The organism is Acidovorax sp. FG27 (assembly GCF_040365715.1).
Lineage (GTDB): Bacteria > Pseudomonadota > Gammaproteobacteria > Burkholderiales > Burkholderiaceae_C > Paracidovorax.
Genome location: NZ_BAABVY010000012.1, coordinates 160,227 through 179,160, shown reverse-complemented (window position 1 = coordinate 179,160; position 18,934 = coordinate 160,227). Strand labels below are relative to the sequence as shown.

Below are 18,934 nucleotides of genomic sequence, written 5' to 3'. Positions count from 1 at the left end.
CGGCGGTCGGCGTCAGCGCACCAACACGTATCCCGTACCGCGGACCGAATGCAGGGGCAACTGCATGCCCTGCTTTTCGGCCTTGCGCCGGACCCGGCTGGCGATGGCGTCGATGCGGTGTCCATCGAAGTCGAAAACGTCGCCACCCAGGGCGCGGATGAGGTCGTCCCGACTCACCGCGCTACCCCTGCTCTTGAACAGGCGCGCAACGAAGACGCGCTCCGTGGTGGTCAGCTTCATGCGGCGCCCCTCGGGATCGCACAAGACCCAGTTGCCCTCCAGGAGCCGCCATTCATTCGGGCGCCGGTTGTCCTGTGCCGTGGCCGCCGGCACCGATGCAGCGGCAAGCACGGGCGCTTGCAACGGTGCAGGAGGAGGCTGGTCACGGTGCAGCCGCCGTCCCAGGGCGTTCAGCGTCTCGGCGAGCTCCTGCAGGTGGACCGGCTTCACCAAATAGGCGTCGGCACCCTGCCGCAGGCCATTCAGCCGGTCCTCGAGCTGGCCGCGGGCCGTGACGAGTACGAGCCCCACCCCGCGGGTGCTGCGCAGGTGGGCCACGATCGACAAGCCGCTCTCACCGGGCAGGCCGATGTCCACCACCGCGATGTCGCACGGCGCCAGCGCAAAGGCTTTGTAGAACGCCGGCGCGGACGCAAAACCTTCCGCCACGAAGCCCACCTCCCCCAGCGAGAAGACCATTTCGTCGCGGAGATCGTCGTCGTCCTCGACCACGTAGATGCGCGAGGCGAGATGAAGGCTTGCCGATGACATGACAATAATTGTAGATTCGCACGCTTTACGCTCTGCCCGGGCTGGCCGGCATGCACGGCCATTCCATGCCGCCCTATCCGTCACTTCTTGCCCTCGTCTGCCTGCGTTTGCGCGTCTTGCGTTTTCTTGCGCTGGCCCTGGCGGCTGCGGTGATGGCGACTCACCCCGCACATGCGGTGGTTCTGGACGCCAGCGATGGTCTGGAGGCTCCGAAGGACCTCGCCGGCGCCTTGTGGATGCACACCGATCCATCCGGCGCCCAGACCTTGGAAGACATGGTCCATGGCCCGCGGAAGGACAGCTTCGTTCATCTGCCGGGCGCCGTGGAACAGAGCTTCACGCGGGAGACGGTGTGGGTCCGCTTCACCTTGCAGCGGACGCCCGATTCCAGGGCGGGATGGCTGTTGCGACTGCGCCCTCCCCGAATCAACCACGCGACACTCTACGCACCGGACGGGCACGGCGGCTACGCTGAAACCCGTCTGGGCGACCGCCAGCCTTTCACAGGCCGCGCCGTCCCCGATCACAACTTCGTCTTTCCCATCGATGTCGCACCCGAGCCGCGCGCGTACTACCTGAAGCTCAGCAATGCGGGCGCCCCGCTGCGGGCCGAGATCGATGTGTGGCAAGCAGCGGGGTTCGACCGCTTCCAGAAGCGGGACTACACGGCCATCGGCGTCTTGCTGGGCGCTGCGCTGCTGTCGGTCTGCATGAACCTGGTCTTCATGTCGTGGCTCAGAGACACGCTGTACGGACACTATGCGCTGTACGTCATCGCCGTCGCAGGCTTGGCCATGGCCCGTCTGGGCTACCTTGCGGAGTGGGCGCTGGACACACGCCCGGACCTTGTCGCGCAAGCGGTGCTGGCCGTCAACTGCCTCTTCAACACGGTCGCCACCTGGTTCATGGCGCGTCTGTTCGGGTTCCGCAGGCACTGGCCACCGGCCTTCCGAGGGTTCATGGCCGTTGCGGCCTTCAACCTGATGGCGTTCGTGCTGGCGCTGACGCCCCTGCACGTGCCCATCGGCCCTGGGGTCAGCCTGATGGCGACGGCATCGACCGTCTTCGGTGCGGCCTTCGTCCTCTATCTCATCGCCGTTCGAAGGCTGGTGCAATATCTTCTGCCCGCGGCAGCGTTCTCCGTCGGCACGCTGATCGGCCTCTACAACCTGGTCAAGGTGTGGCTGGGCGACGCTCTCCCGGGGGCAGCCCCCGAGCACCTCTATCTGCTGGGAGTGCTGGCCCATCTGATCTTGCTGAATGTCGCCGTGGCAGACCGCACGCGGCGCGCCGAGCGGGAAGTGCTGCGGCAACGCGAGCTCGCACTGTCCGCTCGCGTTGCCGCCGAGCAGGCGCTGGAGTCCACCGTGGCACGCCGCACGGCCGAGCTGGCGGGCACCAATGCCGCACTGCGCGATGAAATCGGCAAGCGCGGTCGACTGGAGACACGGCTTCGGCAGTCGTTGGAGGACACACGCCGGATGGCGGACCAGCAGCAGGAATTCGTCTCCATGGTTTCGCATGAATTCCGTACGCCGCTGGCGGTCATCGACGCGGCAGCCCAGTCGCTGGACCTGTCCCGATTCGGCGGGGAGTCGGCGGTACGGCGCAGGACGGAGCGGATCCGCCGGTCGGTGCTCCGCCTGTCCCTGCTCATCGAGAACATCCTGATGGCGGACCGGCTCCGCCTGGATGAGCGCTCCTTGCGGCTGCAATCCCTCGACCTGCAAGCCGTGCTGCTTCAACTGTGCCAAGGTTTCAACCAGGCCGGGGCGGAACGGCTTCAGCTCACGACGCAAGGCGCTCTGGAGGTGGTCGCGGACAGGGCACTCATCGAGATCGCGCTGCAGAACCTGATGCACAACGCACTCAAGTATTCGCCGGCGGAAAGCAGCGTGTCGATCACGCTGACCCGTGCCGGCGACACCGCCCGGATCGATGTCGCCGACCGGGGCCCTGGCGTCCCGGCAGCGGATGTCCGGCAGATCTTCGAGAAGTACTTTCGCTCCGACACGGTGGCCACCGTCGCTGGCTCGGGCCTGGGCCTGCATCTCGCCCGGGAGATTGCAAGGCGCCACGGCGGCGACGTGCTGCTAGTCGCGAACAGCCCGCAAGGTGCCACCTTCCGCCTGGTTCTGCCCATCTTCGGCCCCGCGCCGGAAAAACGATGAGCCGCCCGGGCCGATGCGTGCCCGCCGCCTGTTGAGACAGTGACCCGTTGCCCCACCCCATGACGCTTTCACCCACTGCCCTCTTTCGCTGCCTGGAACTGTCGCTCGCCTTGTTGAGTCTGGCCGTCGGCGTGACGCCCGCCATGACCGCTGCGCAGCCGCTCGATGGAGGGGAGCTGCCATCGATGACCGTGAACGCCCGTGGGCACGAAGAGCCTGTGCAATCCGTTCCCGTGCCCGTCACCGTCGTCGGGGAGCGCGAGATCGACGCGTCGCGCATGCAGCGCCTGGGCGATCTGGCCCAGCGATTGCCGAGCACGAACATCGCCACCCCCGACGCGCGCCGCCTCACCATCGCCGTGCGGGGTATCGGCCTGAACCCCAGCAACGATGGCCTGGAGGGCAGCACCGGGGTCTACATCGACAACGTCTACCTGGGCCGCGCGGGCATGGCCGCGTTCGATCTGCTGGACGTGGAAAGCGTGGATTTGCTGCGAGGGCCGCAGGGCACGCTCTACGGCAAGAACACCACGGCAGGTGTTCTGAGCGTGCATACCAGGCCGCCAGCCTTCGAGGCAGAGCGGAGCGTCCGTTGGACGACCGGCGCGCGCGGGCTGCGACAGGCGCAGGCCATTCTGTCGGGCCCGCTGGCCGAAGACGCGGCAGGCCGCTTGCTGGTGTATGACACCCATGAGCCCGGTTCGATCACCAACCTCTACAACGCAGAGAAGCTGGGTGGCAGCGATCGATCGGGAGTGCGGGCGCAACTGTTGGCGCGTGACGGCGGCGAATTCGACCTTCGGCTCATTGCGGAGCACCACCGCGAGCGCGGCAGCAGCGCCACTGCGGTGACCTATGGCCTCGGCCCCGGCCTGGCCCTCGCCCGGGCGATCGCGGGCGGTGCGACCGGCATCGTCACCGATCCCCGCCGGCGCGAAATCAACGTGGACGGAGAGGAATCCGCCCGCAGCGACCAGAACGCCGTTTCTGCCCAGGCACGCTGGCGCCTGGCCTCGGGCGCCGAGATCACATCGATCACCGCCGCACGCGACTGGCGCTTTGCCCGGATCACCAACGACAGCCTGAACATTCCGGTGCTGCTGGAAGGCGGCAGCGCACTCAGGCAGCAGCAGCTGTCGCAGGAACTGCGGCTGGCCGGCCCATCCGGCGGACCGCTCAGTTACGTCGTCGGTACCTACCTGCTGCGTCAACGGACCCGCAATGCGGGGTGGACCGACTTCGGCCCCCGCGCCGATATCGTGTTGCAAGGCACGCCCATCCCAGTATTCGCGAACGCCTACAGCATCAATCACGGTGCGCTGGACACGCAGAGCCATGCGCTGTTTTCCCAGGCCACCTGGCACTCCACGGACCGGCTGGACATCACTGCGGGGCTGCGCGTCACGCAGGAGGCGAAGAAGGCGCGCATCCACCGCGGGGACTCCATCGGCGGCTCGCCTGCCACTGCCAGCCTGCGGAACAACCCGCTGGTGCTGGGCGCCTACGACACCGGTCCGCTGCGCACACGCCAGTTCAGCCCCTCCGGACTGCTCAGCGCGAGCTACCGATGGGACCCGGCGCTGCTGGGATATGTGAGCTTGTCGCATGGGGAGAAGTCCGGCGGCATCAACCTCGCGGGCCCGGGCGCCGCTCCGGGCCCGCTGGGCGTGCAGTCGCTGATGGTCGGCCCCGAACGGATAAACAGCCTGGACGTCGGCTTCAAGGGGCGCTTTCTCGATGACCGGCTGCACGTCAACGTGAATGTCTTCGCGGCCCTGGTGGGCGGATACCAGACGGCCTACTTGGTGCCATCCGGCGCCGGGGTGGGCAACTTCGTGCAGATACTGACCAATGCGGGGGATGTGAGATCGAGGGGCGTTGAGCTCGAAGTCCAGGGCCGGCCGGCCCGGGGGCTGACGCTCTGGTCGAACGGGTCCTTCAACGATGCGCGCTATTCGAATTACGAGAATGCGCCCTGCCCGCCGGAGACTGCCCTGGCGCAGCCGGCGGCCCGCTGCAGCCTCTCCGGCCGCCAGGTGGCCGGTGCGCCGCGCTGGATGTTCCGGGCCGGCGGGGAGTACCGCTACCGCTGGTCGCCCTCCGTCACCCATGCCGTTACGGCAGCCTATGCCTGGCAGTCCGGCAAGGACGGCACGCTGGAAGCCTCGATCGATGCCCGCACGCCCTCGTACGGCGTGTTCAACGTGGCCAGCAGCTGGGACCTGGCGGAAGGGGGGCGGCTGTGGAATCTGTCACTGTGGGTTCGCAATGCGCTGGACAAGCGGTACTTCCCGGCGGTGACGGCCACAGCCAACGGTGCCTACGTGGCCACGGTGGGTTCCCCGAGGACTGTGGGCATCACGCTCAAGGTGGATTTCTGAGGGGCCGAGTGCGCAAGGGCGTCAGGCCCGATGACCTGGTTTCATGCCCTGCCCGAGAACGGAACAGTCGCTGCGTGCCGCCACGGACCGCCGACGTAGTACCAGACCTGAACGCCCACCGCGGCAATGTCGTGCGGCTCGAACGCCTGTTCGAGTTCGCCCTGCAACTGCCTGGCGGCGGCAGGCGGCACCTTGTTTTGCACCGTGATGTGCAGCGCTCCCCGCTTGGCCCGGTCTTGCGGGCCTAAAAGGGAGGACCAGCGCTCGGCCAGCGCGCTGCGCAGCCGCACCGCCTGCACGGACGACAAGGCATAGGCCACGCCGGCGCCGAGGAACTGCACCCGATCGACATGCAGCCCGAACGGCTCGATGCTCGATGCGAGCGCTTGCGCGTCTCGCAGTACGAGGTCCACGGACCCCACGGGCAGGGAGTGGAACAGCGTGATGTGCGCGTCCAGCCAGTTCCGATGCGCAGGGAAATGCTGTCGCCGCAGCGCGGTGAACCGTGCCGAGGCTGTAGGGTCCATTTGCAGCGTGACGATGAGCGCCGTCGCATCCGGTTCGGCAGCCGACCCGCTCTTGGGCAAAGGCTGGAATGACTCGGTCATCGGCTTGCAGTCTTCCGAAGGGCAGGAGCGGGTCACGAATCGAAAGGCGCCGGCGTCCAGCCCAGCGCGCGTTCGATGGCCGCACGGTTGCGGGTGGCGATCATGGCCGGCACGCGCCTGACGTATTGCTCGGCATGCGCACGCTCCTCGCCCTCCAGCGCGTCGAGATACCGGACTGCATCGTCCTCGGAAGGCACCTGTCCGTCGATGCCGTCACACCGCGGCGGCAAGGCGGTCCAGACCACGGCGTCGATGCCCTCGGCACGCGCCCATGCGCGAATGGCTTCGCCGGCCGCTCCGTGCCGATCCGCCTCGGTATCGCCCACCCATTCGGGGTGCTCAGGGTCGATCTCTTCGCGCTGGCGCAGCAGCTCGCGGGCCTGGCGCAGGTCGGTGGACGAGAGCATCGCCCACCATACGGCCTGCTCCTCTGCGCCAGCGCAGAGGACAGTCGCCAGCTCGCCGTGATCGCCTTCGCGCGCAAATTCGATGGGAAGCCGTGGGCCATCGTCGTGCCACTCGGATGCCACCGGAAGCACCCCCGATTTCCAGATGAGAGAACCCCAGCCAAGGCAAGCAATGTTCATGGTCGATGAGTGGTCGGCGCCGGGAGACTCCGGCCTCGCAGAGCCTCGGGTGCGTCGTCCCAGGAGGGCGTAGGCCCTGTGCTGCAATGTCTGAAAGACGTCGGCACGCCAACGCCCCACGGGTGATCGCCAGGCGCCCTGCCGTACTCACGGACAATCGGAAATCCGCAAGCCGGCCCCCTCCACCGCCACCCCCTGGCCACCATCGTCCATCGCCCGCCGTTCGGGACAACCACGCCGATCCGCCCCATGCTCCACTACCACACCATCCCCGTCACCGCCTTCCAGCAGAACTGCTCGCTCCTCTGGTGCGATGCCACCGCCGAAGCCACGCTGGTCGACCCGGGCGGCGACATCGACCGGCTGCTGGCCGCCGTGGCCGAGCGCGGCCTCTCGCTCACGCAGATCTGGCTCACCCATGCGCACATCGACCATGCCGGCGGCGCGGGCGAGCTGGCAGAGACGCACCAGCTGCCCATCACCGGCCCGCACCCGGGCGACCAGTTCTGGATCGACGGGCTGCCGCAGCAAAGCGCGATGTTCGGCTTTCCGCCGGCGCGATCGTTCACGCCCACGCGCTGGCTGCAGGACGGCGACACGGTGCAAATCGGGCGGGAGACGCTGCATGTGCGCCACTGCCCCGGCCACACGCCCGGCCATGTGGTGTTCCATGCGCCGCAGATCCAGCGCTGCTTCGTGGGCGACGTGCTGTTCGCCGGCAGCATCGGCCGCACCGACTTCCCGCAGGGCAATCACCAGCAGCTGATCGACAGCATCGTGCAGCGCCTCTGGCCCATGGGCGACGAGACGGTGTTCATTCCCGGCCACGGGCCGGAAAGCTCGTTCGGGCGCGAGCGGCGCAGCAACCCCTACGTGGGCAATACCTGACGCGGCGGGGCGGCGGGCGGCGGGCCAGGAGCAGGGCACCGGCCAGGCCTTTCGCTACCATCTTTATAGCTGCAAGCCCAGATAGATCAAGCGCCTGCGGCCATTTTGACTCAAATTCTGGCAGCCCCACCGCCGGGAGAGCTCACGGCGAACGGGCCCGGCCACCGGCCTGGGGCAGCACGCCGGCCATGGCCGCCGCGAAGCGTGCGTCCGCCATCGCGCCCACGTTGCAGCGCGACCAGCGCGAGGTCACGGCCGGATCGACCTGGAACACGCGGCCGGGCGCCATGGTCACCTTGCGGGCCATGAGCCGCTCGGCCAGCGGCAGCGAATCGGCCACGCCGGGGAACGCCACCCACAGGTAGAGGCTCTGCGCGCTGCGCGCGAACACCTCGCAGCCCGCGCCGTCCAGCCAGGCCAGCGCCTGGGCCGTGGCCTGGCCCAGCTTCTGGCGCAGGCGCACCAGGTGGCGGGCGTAGTGGCCTTCCCGCAGCATCACGTCCACCATGCGCTCGCAGTACTCCGAGCCGCTCACGTGGATCAGCGCCTTCAGGTCGGCCAGGTCGCTGGCCAGCGCGTCGTTGCAGGCGATGAAGCCCACACGCAGCGCGGCCGAGAACGACTTGGAGAAGCTGCCGATGTAGATGGTGCGCTCCAGCTGGTCGAGCGTGGACAGGCGCACGGCCGAGGTGGGCTTGAAGTCCGCCAGCGGGTCGTCTTCCACGATGAGCAGGTTGTGGCGCTCGGCCAGCTGCAGCACCTTGTAGGCCTTGGCGGCGGTGATGTCCGAGCCCGTGGGGTTGTGCGCCAGCGACTGCGTGAAGAAAAGGCGCGGGCGCTCCTGCTGCAGCAGGGCCTCGAGCGCCGTTACGTCGGGGCCGTCGGCCAGGCGCGGCACGCCGATCACCCGCGCGCCGGCCAGCTGGAGCTTGCCGAACAGCGGGTAGTAGCCGGGCTCGTCCACCAGCACCGTGGCGCCGGGCGGCACGAAGTAGCGGATGACCAGGTCCATCGCGTCGTTGGCGCCGTGCGTCAGCACCAGCTGGCCGGGCGTGGCCTGCAGGCCGAAGTCGCCCAGCTTGCGCACCAGGCTGTCCCGCAGCGGCGCGTAGCCGTAGCGGCTGCCGTAGCGGAAGAGCGCGCCCAGGCCGGTGCGCACCACCTTCTGGTGGTAGCGGTCCAGCCGCATGTCGGCCAGCCATTCGACCGGCGGAAAGCCGTCGCCCACGGCCACGGCATCGGGCTCGGTCTTGAGCTGCTCGCGCATCAGCCAGACGATGTCCATGGCGCGGCCCAGCTGGCCGGACTCTTCCTGCGCCCGTTGCGCGGCCCGCGCCGTGCCCAGCACGTAGAAGCCCGAGCCCCGGCGCGGCTCCACCAGCCCGCGCGAGACCAGCAGATCGAACGCCGCCACGATGGTGTTCTTGGCATAGCGGTGCAGCTGCGCCAGCTCGCGCAGCGAGGGCAGCTTGTCGCCGGGGCGGTAGACGCCGTCCGCGATCTGCTGGCCGATCAGGTCGGCCAGCTGGCTCGCGATGGGAGCCGAACGCGCCCGCTTGCCTGGCTTCTCCATGTCCATTCCCAGTTCCCGTTCATGTTGCACTGCGATGGTACTGTTCTCGCAAACTGTACCTTTTGAAAATGGTACACCTTGCCTACAGTCCGGCGATCCGATGGATTCATGACTTTCAGGAGATCGCCTTCATGGTTGCCGATTCGCGCCTGCCCCAGTTCCGCTCCCTCACCCCCGCCCAGCGCTGGGACTTCCTCGCCGACGCCTGCGGCCTGACCGACGCCGAGCGTGCGCTGGTGCGCCAGCCCGGCGCCCTGCCCTTGCCCCTGGCGGACGGCATGATCGAGAACGTGTTCGGCACCTTCGAGCTGCCGATGGGCGTGGCCAGCAACTTCCAGATCAACGGCCGCGACGTGCTGATCCCGATGGCGGTGGAAGAGCCCTCCATCGTCGCCGCCGCGTCGTACATGGCCAAGCTGGCGCGCGAGGGCGGCGGCTTCCAGACCTCCAGCACGCTGCCGCTGATGCGCGCCCAGGTGCAGGTGGTGGGCATCACCGACCCGTACGGCGCCCGCATCGCCGTGCTGCAGGCGCGGGATCGGATCATCGAGCGCGCCAACAGCCGCGACAAGGTGCTGATCGGCCTGGGCGGCGGCTGCAAGGACATCGAGGTGCACGTGTTCCCCGACTCGCCGCGTGGCGCGATGATCGTCATGCACCTGATCGTGGACGTGCGCGACGCCATGGGCGCCAACACCGTCAACACCATGGCCGAATCGGTGGCGCCGCTGGTGGAGGAGATCACCGGCGGCGCGGTGCGCCTGCGCATCCTCTCCAACCTGGCCGACCTGCGGCTGGCGCGCGCCCGCGTGCGGCTCACGGCCGGGATGCTGGCGACCAGGGAGCGCAGCGGCGAGGAGATCATCGAAGGCATCCTCGACGCCTACACCTTCGCCGCCATCGATCCCTACCGTGCGGCCACGCACAACAAGGGCATCATGAACGGCATCGACCCGGTCATCGTCGCCACCGGCAACGACTGGCGGGCGGTGGAAGCCGGCGCCCATGCCTACGCCAGCCGAGGCGGCCACTACACCTCGCTCACGCGCTGGGAGAAGGACGGCTCCGGCGCACTGGTCGGCACCATCGAGCTGCCCATGCCCGTGGGCCTGGTCGGCGGCGCCACCAAGACGCATCCGCTGGCGCGCCTGGCGCTCAAGATGATGGACGTGAAGACCGCGCAGGAACTCGGCGAGATCGCCGCGGCCGTGGGACTGGCGCAGAACATGGGCGCCCTGCGGGCCCTCGCCACCGAAGGCATCCAGCGCGGCCACATGGCCCTGCACGCCCGCAACATCGCCCTGGTGGCGGGCGCCACGGGCGACGAGGTGGACGCCGTGGCCCGGCGCCTGGCCGCCGAGCACGACGTGCGCACCGACCGCGCGCTGGAAGTGCTGCAGGAACTGCGCGCCAAGGGCTGATCCTCCAGCACGGACGCCGACCGGCCAGGCGACCGCGCCGTCGGGCGGCCCGCACTTTTCCTGCACAACGCCACACTACAACGAAGGAGACAACACATGGCAACCCCGAATCCCGCCGGCTGGCGGCTGGCCGAAGTCTGGGGCGACACCGTCGACCTGCGGCACCTGGCCTGGTCCATCGCGATCGGCATCGGCATCAGCGTGGTCGGCTTCTACCTGGCCAGCCGCTGGCTCGCCACGATGGTCGAATCGAAGCAGCTGGCGCACGCCTACGCCATGCTCGCGGGCCTGGCCGGCTGCGTGACGGCCGGCGTGATCTGCGCGCGGGCGTTTCCGCCGAAGCGCGAGGTGACAGAGCAGGACATCTCCACCGACCCGGCCTGGCGCCGCGAGGTGCTGGAGGAACTGGCCGCGCAGCCCGGCGGGCTGGGCTCCATCGCCGACCTGCCGCCGGTGGTGGTGCAGGAGTTGAAGGAGCTCAAGCTCTACGACCTGTTCCTGGAAAACGCACACGCTCCCACCACCCCGGCCGCGGCCCCCGGCCGCGCGCCGCGCTGACGCAAAGGAGCCGAAGACATGGATCCGCAACTCCTCAACGACATCGCCGTCGCCGCCGCCATGGGGCTGATCGGCGCCGTAGTGTTCGCCGCCATCGGCCTGGTCTCGGGCACCGACGAGACCACCACGCTGGCACCGCTCACGCTGCTGGTGGTGCTGCTGGGCGTGCCGCCCGCCGGCGTGTTCACCTTTTTCCTGGCCGGCGCCGTCGCCAAGCACATGACGCATGCCGTGCCCACCGCCCTGCTGGGCATACCGGGCGACACGCTGGCCACGCCGCTGCTGCAGGACGCCAACATGCTGCGCAAGCTGGGCGTGCCGCACATCGCCCTGCGCAAGATGGTGTCGGGCGCCATCGTCGCGGCCTTCGTCGCCGTGCCGCTGGCCGTGCTGTTCGCCGTCATGCTCGCGCCGTTCGGCGCCGCCATCACCAAGACGGCGCCCTGGATCTTCCTGGCCGCCGCGCTGCTCATCGCCTACTTCTCGGCGGGCCGCTGGGCCTCGGTGGCGCTGCTGGTGCCCTTCGTGGTGGTGATCATCGCGCTGCAGGCGCTGACGGCGAAGTACGAGGTGAAGCTCAGCATCAGCTACTTCCTCGGCATCGCCATCGGCCCGCTGATCGCCGACCTATTCACCGTGATCGCGCCGGCCGGCCGCCAGCGCATGCTGCGCGACCAGGTGCGGCAGTTCAACCTGGCGCCGGACGTGAAGGGCTGGTCGGGCTACTTCCCCAACCCGCTCAAGGTGATGGACCGCGTGCAGACCCGCTGGACGCTGATCACCGCCACCATCTCCAGCGCAACCTTCGTGTTCAGCCCCGTCGCCATGACGGTGGTGCTCGGCGAACTGGTCGGCTCGCGCATCAAGCACGCCTACCACCGGCTGACCACCGTGCTGAGCGCGCGCAACGGCGTGACCGAGGCGACCTACATCGCCGAGGCGCTGATCCCGCTGATCGCCTTCGGCCTGCCGCTCAGCCCCGTGGCCGCGGGCCCGGCCGCGCCGCTCTTCAACGCACCGCCGCGCTTCACCGTCGATGCCGCCACCGGCCAGACGCACAACCTGCACAACCTGCTGAACCACTGGGAGTTCCTGGGCTACGGCATGCTAGCCGTGCTGCTGGCCGCCGTGGTGTCGTACCCGTTCGCCATGAACTTCGCGCGGCGCGCGGCGCTGTTCGTCTCGCGCCGGGTGAGCCACGAGGCCATCATCGCCACCTTCGTGGGCCTCATCATCGTCATCAGCGTGTGGGAAGGCCAGCTGCTGGGCCTGCTCGTCATCCTGACCATGGGCCTGCTGGGCGGCCTGCTGTCGCGCAACTTCGGCTTCAACACCGGCGTGCAGTTCATGGGCTACTACACGGCGGTGCTGAGCGTGCCGGCCATCGTGCGGCTGTTCTGACCGGCGCCTTCACCGCGCTATCAAAAAAAGAGCTGCCAACGCCCTTCGGACGGGCGCTGGCAGCTCTTTTGGCATGAAATCCGGTGGCGCGAACGGCGCCTGCGGTCAGCCGCGCTTGGCGGCCTGGTACAGCCCTTCGACACGCGGCACGTTGGCTTCCAGCTGGCGGATGCGGTCCGGGCCGCTGGGGTGGGTGGAGAGGAACGCCAGCCCGCCCTGGTTCTTGGTGGCCTCGCCCATCTTGCGCCAGAGGCTGACCGAGGCGTCCGGGTCGAAACCGCCGCGGGCGGCCAGCTCCAGCCCCACCAGGTCGGCCTCGGTTTCGTCCGTGCGGCTGAATTTCAGCGTGATGAGCTGCGTGCCCAGGTTGGCCGCCGCGTTGCCCAGGTCGCCCAGGCCCAGCAGCTGCGCGCCCAGCGACAGGCCCATGCTGGTGGCCTGCGTCTTGGCCAGCCGGGCGCGGGCATGTTCACGCAGGGCGTGTGCCATCTCGTGGCCCATGACCATGGCGGCCTCGTCGTCGGTCAGCTTCAGCTGGTCGAGGATGCCGGTGTAGAAGGCGATCTTGCCGCCGGGCATGCAGAAGGCATTGATCTGCTTGCTGCCGATCAGGTTGACCTCCCACTTCCAAGACGATGCGCGGCTGTTCCACTGCGGGCTGAACGGAATCAAGCGCTGCGAGATGCCGCGCAGCTTCTGCAGCTGCGGGTTGGAGTCGCCCGCCAGCGCGCGCTGCGCCTTGGCCTGCTCCAGCATCTTGCCGTACTGCTGGGTGGCAGCCTGCTCCAGCCCCTCGGCCGGCACCAGCTGGCGCATGGCGGAGGACGAGCCCACGTCGACCTGCGCCCGCGCCGGGCCGGCCAGGGCCGCTCCCGCCGCCAGCAGGAAGCCGCGGCGTGCATTCCACGCGCCGTGGCCCTGCCGCAGCGCGCACAGGCGGCAGCCGGCGTCGTGGCCGTCACCGGCATCGCGGGAAAGGGCCGGGGCTGCGGAGAGGTGGTCGTTTTTCATGGCGCCCGAGTCTAGTGGCGCCGGCCCCGCGCCGCTGTAGGCAGCCGAGCCACGCTGCCGCCAGCGCCCGCCGTCAGCGTGCCGTCCGCAGCTCGGCCCACACCACCACCAGCAGGCCCGAGAGCACGGCCACCAGCCCGGCGACCGACAGCACCGAGGGCGTCTCGCCCACCACCACGACGGCCAGCACGAAGGCAGTGACCGGCTCGCCCAGCGCCAGGGTGACGCCGGTGGCGCCCGAGATGTGCCGCAACGCGCTGGTGAACAGCAGATAGGCCAGCCCGGTCGCCACCAGGCCCAGGTAGCCCACCGTGACCCAGGTACCGGCCGAGAGGGCCAGCGGCCCGGCCAGCCAGCCGGCGGCCGGCACCGACAGCACGGCGGCCGTGCCGAACACGGCCAGGTTGACCGTGGGGGCGCTGGCATGCTCGACCAGCGGCTTGTTCAACAGCGTGTAGCCCGCATAGGTCAGCCCGGCAGCCAGGCACAGCGCGATGCCCAGGACCGTGGCGCCGCCGCGGCCGCCGGCCGCCCCGTCCAGCGCCATCGCCACGCCGCCGCCCACGCCCAGCAGCGTGCCCGCCCACCAGGCGGGCGTGGGCCAGCGGCGCAGCTGCACCGTCTGCAGCAGGCCGGCCCAGATGGGCGCGCTGCCGATGGCGATGGCCGTGCCCAGGGCCACGCCGCTGGCCTTCACGCCCGCGAAGAAGCTCAGGTTGTAGACGGCCACGCAGGCGCCCGCCGCCAGCACGCGGGGCCAGGCCAGGCGGCCGCCCCGCTGGCGCAGCACCCCTGCCAGCACGGCGAAGAAGGCCGCCGCCACGGCCAGCCGCAGGGCGCCCACCCAGTAGGGCGACAGGCCCGCCGGCGCCAGGCTCTGCGCCGTGCCGGTGGTGCCCCAGAGCATGGCGGCCAGCAGCACCATGGCCACGCCGCGCGCGCCGTGGCGCGCCGCGCTGGAGGCTCCGGTGGAGGCGGGGGCAGTCGACGGGGAAGACGAAGAAGGAGAGGAAGCAGCCATGCCGCGAGGTTGCCATGCGGGGCCGCGCGCGAATGTCGCGCAACGCTCAACCTGGGAACGTGTCCGGGCGCTTGGGGAACCTCTGCACGAATCACCGCGCCGTGTGCATCTGCGGACTCGGGCGGTCTGCGGCGTTGCAGCCCCTCCCGATCCGCAGTGCCTGCTTTCCGCTCGATTCGTGCAGAGCTTCCCTAGCGCCGGCGCAACTGCCGCGCGCCCACGCCGCGCTCGCGCCGCAGGGCCGACGCCAGCGCCGACGCCGTGGCATAGCCGCAGGCCAGTGCCACCCGCTCCAGCGGCTGGCCCGCCGCCAGCGAGCGCGCGGCCGCATCCAGCCGCACGCCGCGCAGCCAGGCCTGGGGCGTGGCGCCGGTCAGCTCGATCCAGCGGGTGTGGAAGCGCGGCACGCTCAGGTGGCAGAGGGCCGCCATGCGGGCGGTCGGCCAGGCTTCGTGCAGCGCGCCGCGCACGGCCTGCTCGACCCGCTCGGCCGGCACGGCCCGCCGCGCCAGCACGCGCGGGGCGTGCAGCAGGCCGGCCAGCTGCTGAGCCAGCGCGGGGCCGTGCGCCAGCCAGGCCTGGGCCACGCCGCTGGGCCAGGCGGGCGCGGTGGTCTCCGGGTCGTGCGCCGCCACCGGCCCGCTCGCTTCGATCCACCCCCGGGCCCGTTCGGGCACGGCGAAGCGCCGGACCCGCTCGGTGCCCCGGCCCGCAGGCAGGTCGATCACGCAGAAACGGGCCCCGGGCGGGGCGAGGAACCCGTGCCGCACGCCCGCCGGCACCACGATGCCGCTGGCCCGGTCCACCCAGAGGGCGCGGCCGTCCACTTCGAGCTCCATGCGGCCGGCCACGGCATAGACCACCTGGGCATGGTCATGCGCGTGCACGGCGTACTCGCCGCTGTAGGTGCGCACGGAGCACGCCGCAGGGAGCGGAAGGGAGGTCATTCGGACGATGGTACCGCCAAGGCTGTAGGACGGCACCGCCAGCTTCTGTACAGCCGTGGAGAGCGGGCCACCCGACTTCACACAACTCGGGCACAATGAAATGTCAAACTTTGTAATAGGCGCGCCTGTCCGCGCCTCGTCCATGGAAAGCCCACTCGTCACGGCGTACCTGATCTCAGTCGGCTTCCTGCTCATGGGTGCCGGGTACTCCGTCGTGCTCGCGCGCCACAGCACCCAGCCGCGGCTGCAGTGGGGCTACGGGGCGCTGTGCGTCCTGTTCGCGCTGTTCCAGATGTGCTGCGCCATGCAGTACGCCGCCCCGGACACGGCCACCGCGCTGCGCGCCCACCGGTGGCTGAACCTCTGGTCGCTGCTGGTGATGCCGGTCACCGTGTTCCTTTTCGAATCGCTGGGCGTGCGCCGGCCCCGGCTGCGGCTCACGGCAGCGACCGGCGCCATCACCCTGGTGCTGGTGGCGTACAACTTCCTGTCCGCGCACGGCTACCGGTTCAGCCAGGTGGAGGGCGACCGCGTGCTGACCCTGCCCTGGGGCGAATCGATCCGCCTGCTTTCCGGCACGGCCGACATGCCCTTCCAGCTGCTGCGGGTGGTGACGCTGGGCCTGATGGCCGCCAGCCTGCCGGGACTGCGCCCTGCAGACGCCGGCCGCCCTGACCGCGCCCACTGGCGCCAGCTGCCCTGGATGGGCATGGCGCTGATGGCCGTGACCGCCGTGCTGGCCCTGCTGTCGGACACCGGGGCGCTGTCGCTGCCCTACCTGTCGGGCTTCGCCTTCCTGTTGATGAGCGTGGGGTTTCTCTGGGTGGTGATGGCCGACCTGGGCCGGCTGCATTCGCGCCTGCGGTCGCGCCGGCGCCGGGCCCAGGCGGGCGACGCCGCCCTGTCGCGTCCCACCACCACGTCTGCCATGCCGCCGGCGGCCACGCCGCGCCCACGCCCCGCCGCACAGCCGCAGCAACAGCAGCAGCCCCAGCCGGCGCAGACGTCCGCTGCGCTGCAGCCCGCGGGCCGGCTGGCGCGCCGCGCGGCCGACGCGGACGACACCCGCTTTTCCGCGCTCACCGACCGCGCCGGGCTGCTGCGCCAGCTGACCCCGCTGCTGGACGAACACCAGCGCAAGGCGGCGTCGCTGGCCGTGTTCGTGTTCGACATCGACCGGTTCGACCTGCTGTGCGCCACCCACGGCCATGCGGCCGGCGACGCGCTGCTGGCCCAGCTGGCGGGCCGCCTGCAGCAGGCGGTGCAGGGCCAGGGCCTGCTGGCGCGCGGCCATGGGGCGAGCTTCGTGGTGGTCTGCACGGGCCTGGCGCCCCAGGCGGTGGCCCAGCGGTACGCGCAGCTCGACAATGCCTTCGCGCTGCCCGTCGCGGTGTCGGGCAAGGTGCTGAACGTGCGCGCCAGCGCGGGCGTGGCGCGCTTCCCGGGCGACGGCGTCACGGCCGAGGCGGTGATGAACGCGGCCGAGCTGGCCCTGCACGACGCCAAGACCAACGGCCGCAGCGGCGGCCCGCTCAAGACCTTCACGCCCGCGCTCAAGGACCACCTGCAGGAGCAGATGGAGCTGGAGGACGCGCTCAGCCAGGCCATCGAGCGCCACGAATTCGTGGTGCACTACCAGCCGCAGGTGAACGGCGAGACCGGCCAGGTCGCCTGCATGGAGGCGCTGGTGCGCTGGCAGCACCCGGTGCGCGGGCTGGTGTCGCCCCTGCGCTTCATCTCGCTGGCCGAATCGAGCGGCGTCATCCACCCGCTGGGCGCGTGGGTGCTGAACGAGGCCTGCCGCCAGCTGGCCGCCTGGCATGCCCAGGGCCACGCCGGCCTGCGCATGGCCGTGAACCTGTCGGCGCACCAGCTGGAAGACGAAGGGCTGGAGGCGCTCATCACCGACACGCTGGCACGCCACCGCCTGCGCCCGGCCGACCTGGAACTGGAGATCACCGAGTCGGTACTCATGCCGCAGATCGAACGCGCCAGCGAACGGCTGGCCGCCCTGCGCGCCCTGGGCGTGCGGCTGTCCATCGACGACTTCGGCACCGGCTACTCGTCGCTCACCTACCTGCGCCGCCTGCCGGTGCATGCCTTCAAGCTCGACCGCTCGTTCATCCGCGACGTGGACCTGAGCGGCCGCGGCCAGGCCGTCTGCGCCACCGCCATCGGGCTGGCCTTCGACCTGGGCCTGGAGATCGTCGCGGAAGGCGTGGAGACGGTGCAGCAGGCGCAGCTGCTCAAGCACTGGGGCTGCCACCTGCTGCAGGGCTACCTGTTCGCGCGGCCCATGGCGGCCGAGGCCGCCGGCGCGTTCCTGGTCAGCACCGCGCCCGCCCCGGGCGAGTCCGCAGAGCCCGCCCAGGCGCAGCCGGCCGCGGCGGCGCCACTGCGGATGGCGCCAGCGGCCTGAGAAGGCGTGAAAGAACCCGCCATGCCTGCTCGGGCGCGACGGATTCGGTCACACCTTCTGAGGCCGAGGGCCTCGGGCCCCTCTCAATCCATGGTCAGGTGCGCGCTCTTCACCACCTGTGCCATGCGCGCGGCCTCGCTGCGGAAGAAGGCCGCCGCCTGCTCGGGCGGCGTGAGCTTGATCTCGTAGCCCTGGGCGACCAGCGCATCGCGTGCCTCGGGCATCTCCATTGCGGTCTTGAAGCCGGCGAAAAGTCGCGCGAGTTCGGCGGCCGGGATGCCGGCCGGCGCCACGGGCGCGATCCAGCCGTCGAGCTCGAAGACCGGCAGTCCCTGCTCCGCGATCGTGGGCACGCCCGGCAGCGTGGGCACCCGCGTCGCGGTGGTCACGCCCAGCGCCCGCAGCGCGCCGGACCTGATGTGCGGCGCGGCGGGCGCCGCCGCCACCACGGCCAGCTGCACCTGCCCGCCCAGCACGTCGTTCATGAGCGGGCCCATGCCCTTGTAGGGGATGTGCTTGATGTCCAGCTTCGCCTGGTCGACGAACATCGCGGCGCCCAGGTGCAGGATGGTGCCGTTGCCGGAGGAGCCGTAGTTGAGCACGCCCGGTTTCGCTTTCGCATAGGCGATCAGCTCGCGCACGTTCGCCGCCGGCACCGCAGGGTTCGCCACCAGTACGAACGGCGTGGCGCCCAGGATGGTGATGGGGGCGATGTCGGCGAGCGAGTCGAACGGGATGTTCTTGTAGACGCTGGGGTTCACCACGTGGTTGTTGGAGACCACGCCGATGACGGAGCCGTCCTTGGGCGCGCGCACGATCTGCGCGGTGCCGGTGATGCCGCCCGCGCCGGGCAGGTTCTCGATCACCACGGGCTGGCCGAGCGCCTTGCCCAGGCTGGCGCTGATGGCGCGGATGGCGCCGTCGGCCCCCGAGCCGGCCGACAGCGGCAGGATGATGCGCAGCGGCCTGTCCGGGTGGGCCTGGGCCCGGGCGGGCCGCAGGCCGCTCCAGGCGGTGGCCAGGGCCGCGGTGCCGAGGGTGACGGCGGCGCGCCGCGTCAGGGCCGTGGCGGCGCCGGCTGAACGGCCGGCGTGCGCCGGGGGCGCTCGGTCATCGGCAGCGGGGCAACGGCGGCTGGAGGTCGCCAGTTCGGGTGTCGGGATCGGCATGCGCATGT

Annotated in this window: 15 protein-coding genes; 7 read left to right on the top strand and 8 right to left on the bottom strand. The window is 70.3% G+C overall.

Going from position 1 to position 18,934, the window contains the following annotated elements:
• Positions 1 to 12 precede the first annotated feature (12 nt).
• Positions 13 to 771 carry a response regulator transcription factor gene (locus ABWV53_RS16745; protein ID WP_353367288.1) on the bottom strand — a complete coding sequence of 253 codons (759 nt, stop codon included), beginning with the start codon at positions 769 to 771 and terminating at the stop codon, positions 13 to 15.
• Between the two features lie 50 nt (positions 772 to 821).
• Between ABWV53_RS16745 and ABWV53_RS16740 the strand changes: the two genes are divergently transcribed.
• Both ABWV53_RS16740 and ABWV53_RS16735 read left to right on the top strand, forming a co-directional pair.
• Positions 822 to 2,942: a sensor histidine kinase gene (locus ABWV53_RS16740; RefSeq protein ID WP_353367287.1), complete on the top strand. Its 2,121-nt coding sequence runs from the start codon at positions 822 to 824 to the stop codon at positions 2,940 to 2,942.
• A gap of 59 nt (positions 2,943 to 3,001) precedes the next feature.
• Entirely contained in the window at positions 3,002 to 5,323 is a 2,322-nt protein-coding gene (locus ABWV53_RS16735) for a TonB-dependent receptor (RefSeq protein ID WP_353367286.1), read from the top strand.
• A 41-nt stretch (positions 5,324 to 5,364) separates the two neighbouring features.
• Here the strand turns inward: ABWV53_RS16735 and ABWV53_RS16730 are convergent, their stop codons facing one another.
• Positions 5,365 to 5,931: a 2'-5' RNA ligase family protein gene (locus tag ABWV53_RS16730; protein WP_353367285.1), complete on the bottom strand. Its 567-nt coding sequence runs from the start codon at positions 5,929 to 5,931 to the stop codon at positions 5,365 to 5,367.
• A 32-nt stretch (positions 5,932 to 5,963) separates the two neighbouring features.
• Positions 5,964 to 6,518: a hypothetical protein gene (locus ABWV53_RS16725; RefSeq protein WP_353367284.1), complete on the bottom strand. Its 555-nt coding sequence runs from the start codon at positions 6,516 to 6,518 to the stop codon at positions 5,964 to 5,966.
• A 249-nt stretch (positions 6,519 to 6,767) separates the two neighbouring features.
• Between ABWV53_RS16725 and ABWV53_RS16720 the strand changes: the two genes are divergently transcribed.
• Entirely contained in the window at positions 6,768 to 7,406 is a 639-nt protein-coding gene (locus ABWV53_RS16720) for an MBL fold metallo-hydrolase (RefSeq protein WP_353367283.1), read from the top strand.
• A 142-nt stretch (positions 7,407 to 7,548) separates the two neighbouring features.
• Here ABWV53_RS16720 and ABWV53_RS16715 read toward each other — a convergent pair whose 3' ends face one another.
• The gene (locus tag ABWV53_RS16715; protein WP_353367282.1) at positions 7,549 to 8,985 is read right to left on the bottom strand and encodes an aminotransferase-like domain-containing protein; all 1,437 of its coding nucleotides are present in this window, start codon (positions 8,983 to 8,985) and stop codon (positions 7,549 to 7,551) included.
• Between the two features lie 125 nt (positions 8,986 to 9,110).
• On the opposite strand from ABWV53_RS16715, the gene ABWV53_RS16710 reads away from it, so the two are divergent.
• The 3 genes from ABWV53_RS16710 (at position 9,111) to ABWV53_RS16700 (ending at position 12,359) form a co-directional block, all read left to right on the top strand.
• Positions 9,111 to 10,400 (top strand): hydroxymethylglutaryl-CoA reductase, degradative, encoded by a 1,290-nt coding sequence (locus ABWV53_RS16710; RefSeq protein ID WP_353367281.1) that lies wholly within the window; start codon positions 9,111 to 9,113, stop codon positions 10,398 to 10,400.
• A 96-nt stretch (positions 10,401 to 10,496) separates the two neighbouring features.
• Complete coding sequence (locus ABWV53_RS16705) at positions 10,497 to 10,958, top strand: hypothetical protein (RefSeq protein ID WP_353367280.1); 462 nt, start codon at positions 10,497 to 10,499, stop codon at positions 10,956 to 10,958.
• An 18-nt stretch (positions 10,959 to 10,976) separates the two neighbouring features.
• Positions 10,977 to 12,359: a tripartite tricarboxylate transporter permease gene (locus ABWV53_RS16700; RefSeq protein WP_353367279.1), complete on the top strand. Its 1,383-nt coding sequence runs from the start codon at positions 10,977 to 10,979 to the stop codon at positions 12,357 to 12,359.
• Between the two features lie 105 nt (positions 12,360 to 12,464).
• Here the strand turns inward: ABWV53_RS16700 and ABWV53_RS16695 are convergent, their stop codons facing one another.
• The 3 genes from ABWV53_RS16695 to ABWV53_RS16685 form a co-directional block, all read right to left on the bottom strand.
• Positions 12,465 to 13,370, bottom strand: coding sequence for a M48 family metallopeptidase (locus tag ABWV53_RS16695; protein WP_353367278.1), 906 nt, complete (start codon positions 13,368 to 13,370; stop codon positions 12,465 to 12,467).
• Between the two features lie 73 nt (positions 13,371 to 13,443).
• Positions 13,444 to 14,391, bottom strand: coding sequence for a DMT family transporter (locus ABWV53_RS16690; protein WP_353367277.1), 948 nt, complete (start codon positions 14,389 to 14,391; stop codon positions 13,444 to 13,446).
• A gap of 191 nt (positions 14,392 to 14,582) precedes the next feature.
• A complete protein-coding gene (locus ABWV53_RS16685; protein WP_353367276.1) occupies positions 14,583 to 15,338 on the bottom strand; it encodes a helix-turn-helix domain-containing protein in 756 nt (251 codons plus the stop codon).
• Between the two features lie 142 nt (positions 15,339 to 15,480).
• Here ABWV53_RS16685 and ABWV53_RS16680 point away from each other — a divergent pair, with 142 nt between their 5' ends.
• Positions 15,481 to 17,757 carry a putative bifunctional diguanylate cyclase/phosphodiesterase gene (locus ABWV53_RS16680; protein ID WP_353367275.1) on the top strand — a complete coding sequence of 759 codons (2,277 nt, stop codon included), beginning with the start codon at positions 15,481 to 15,483 and terminating at the stop codon, positions 17,755 to 17,757.
• 83 nt (positions 17,758 to 17,840) lie between these two features.
• Here ABWV53_RS16680 and ABWV53_RS16675 read toward each other — a convergent pair whose 3' ends face one another.
• A complete protein-coding gene (locus ABWV53_RS16675) occupies positions 17,841 to 18,926 on the bottom strand; it encodes a Bug family tripartite tricarboxylate transporter substrate binding protein (RefSeq protein WP_353367274.1) in 1,086 nt (361 codons plus the stop codon).
• Positions 18,927 to 18,934 lie beyond the last annotated feature (8 nt).

What these genes read in the sequence shown, in the direction of transcription:
- ABWV53_RS16710 (WP_353367281.1), top strand. Translation starts at nt 9,111, where the DNA reads ATGGTTGCCGATTCGCGCCTGCCCCAGTTCCGCTCCCTCACCCCCGCC.
- ABWV53_RS16700 (WP_353367279.1), top strand. Translation starts at nt 10,977, where the DNA reads ATGGATCCGCAACTCCTCAACGACATCGCCGTCGCCGCCGCCATGGGG.
- ABWV53_RS16705 (WP_353367280.1), top strand. Translation starts at nt 10,497, where the DNA reads ATGGCAACCCCGAATCCCGCCGGCTGGCGGCTGGCCGAAGTCTGGGGC.
- ABWV53_RS16675 (WP_353367274.1), bottom strand. Translation starts at nt 18,926, where the DNA reads ATGCCGATCCCGACACCCGAACTGGCGACCTCCAGCCGCCGTTGCCCC.
- ABWV53_RS16690 (WP_353367277.1), bottom strand. Translation starts at nt 14,391, where the DNA reads ATGGCTGCTTCCTCTCCTTCTTCGTCTTCCCCGTCGACTGCCCCCGCC.
- ABWV53_RS16720 (WP_353367283.1), top strand. Translation starts at nt 6,768, where the DNA reads ATGCTCCACTACCACACCATCCCCGTCACCGCCTTCCAGCAGAACTGC.
- ABWV53_RS16740 (WP_353367287.1), top strand. Translation starts at nt 822, where the DNA reads ATGCACGGCCATTCCATGCCGCCCTATCCGTCACTTCTTGCCCTCGTC.
- ABWV53_RS16725 (WP_353367284.1), bottom strand. Translation starts at nt 6,518, where the DNA reads ATGAACATTGCTTGCCTTGGCTGGGGTTCTCTCATCTGGAAATCGGGG.
- ABWV53_RS16745 (WP_353367288.1), bottom strand. Translation starts at nt 771, where the DNA reads ATGTCATCGGCAAGCCTTCATCTCGCCTCGCGCATCTACGTGGTCGAG.
- ABWV53_RS16730 (WP_353367285.1), bottom strand. Translation starts at nt 5,931, where the DNA reads ATGACCGAGTCATTCCAGCCTTTGCCCAAGAGCGGGTCGGCTGCCGAA.
- ABWV53_RS16715 (WP_353367282.1), bottom strand. Translation starts at nt 8,985, where the DNA reads ATGGACATGGAGAAGCCAGGCAAGCGGGCGCGTTCGGCTCCCATCGCG.
- ABWV53_RS16680 (WP_353367275.1), top strand. Translation starts at nt 15,481, where the DNA reads ATGGAAAGCCCACTCGTCACGGCGTACCTGATCTCAGTCGGCTTCCTG.
- ABWV53_RS16685 (WP_353367276.1), bottom strand. Translation starts at nt 15,338, where the DNA reads ATGACCTCCCTTCCGCTCCCTGCGGCGTGCTCCGTGCGCACCTACAGC.
- ABWV53_RS16735 (WP_353367286.1), top strand. Translation starts at nt 3,002, where the DNA reads ATGACGCTTTCACCCACTGCCCTCTTTCGCTGCCTGGAACTGTCGCTC.
- ABWV53_RS16695 (WP_353367278.1), bottom strand. Translation starts at nt 13,370, where the DNA reads ATGAAAAACGACCACCTCTCCGCAGCCCCGGCCCTTTCCCGCGATGCC.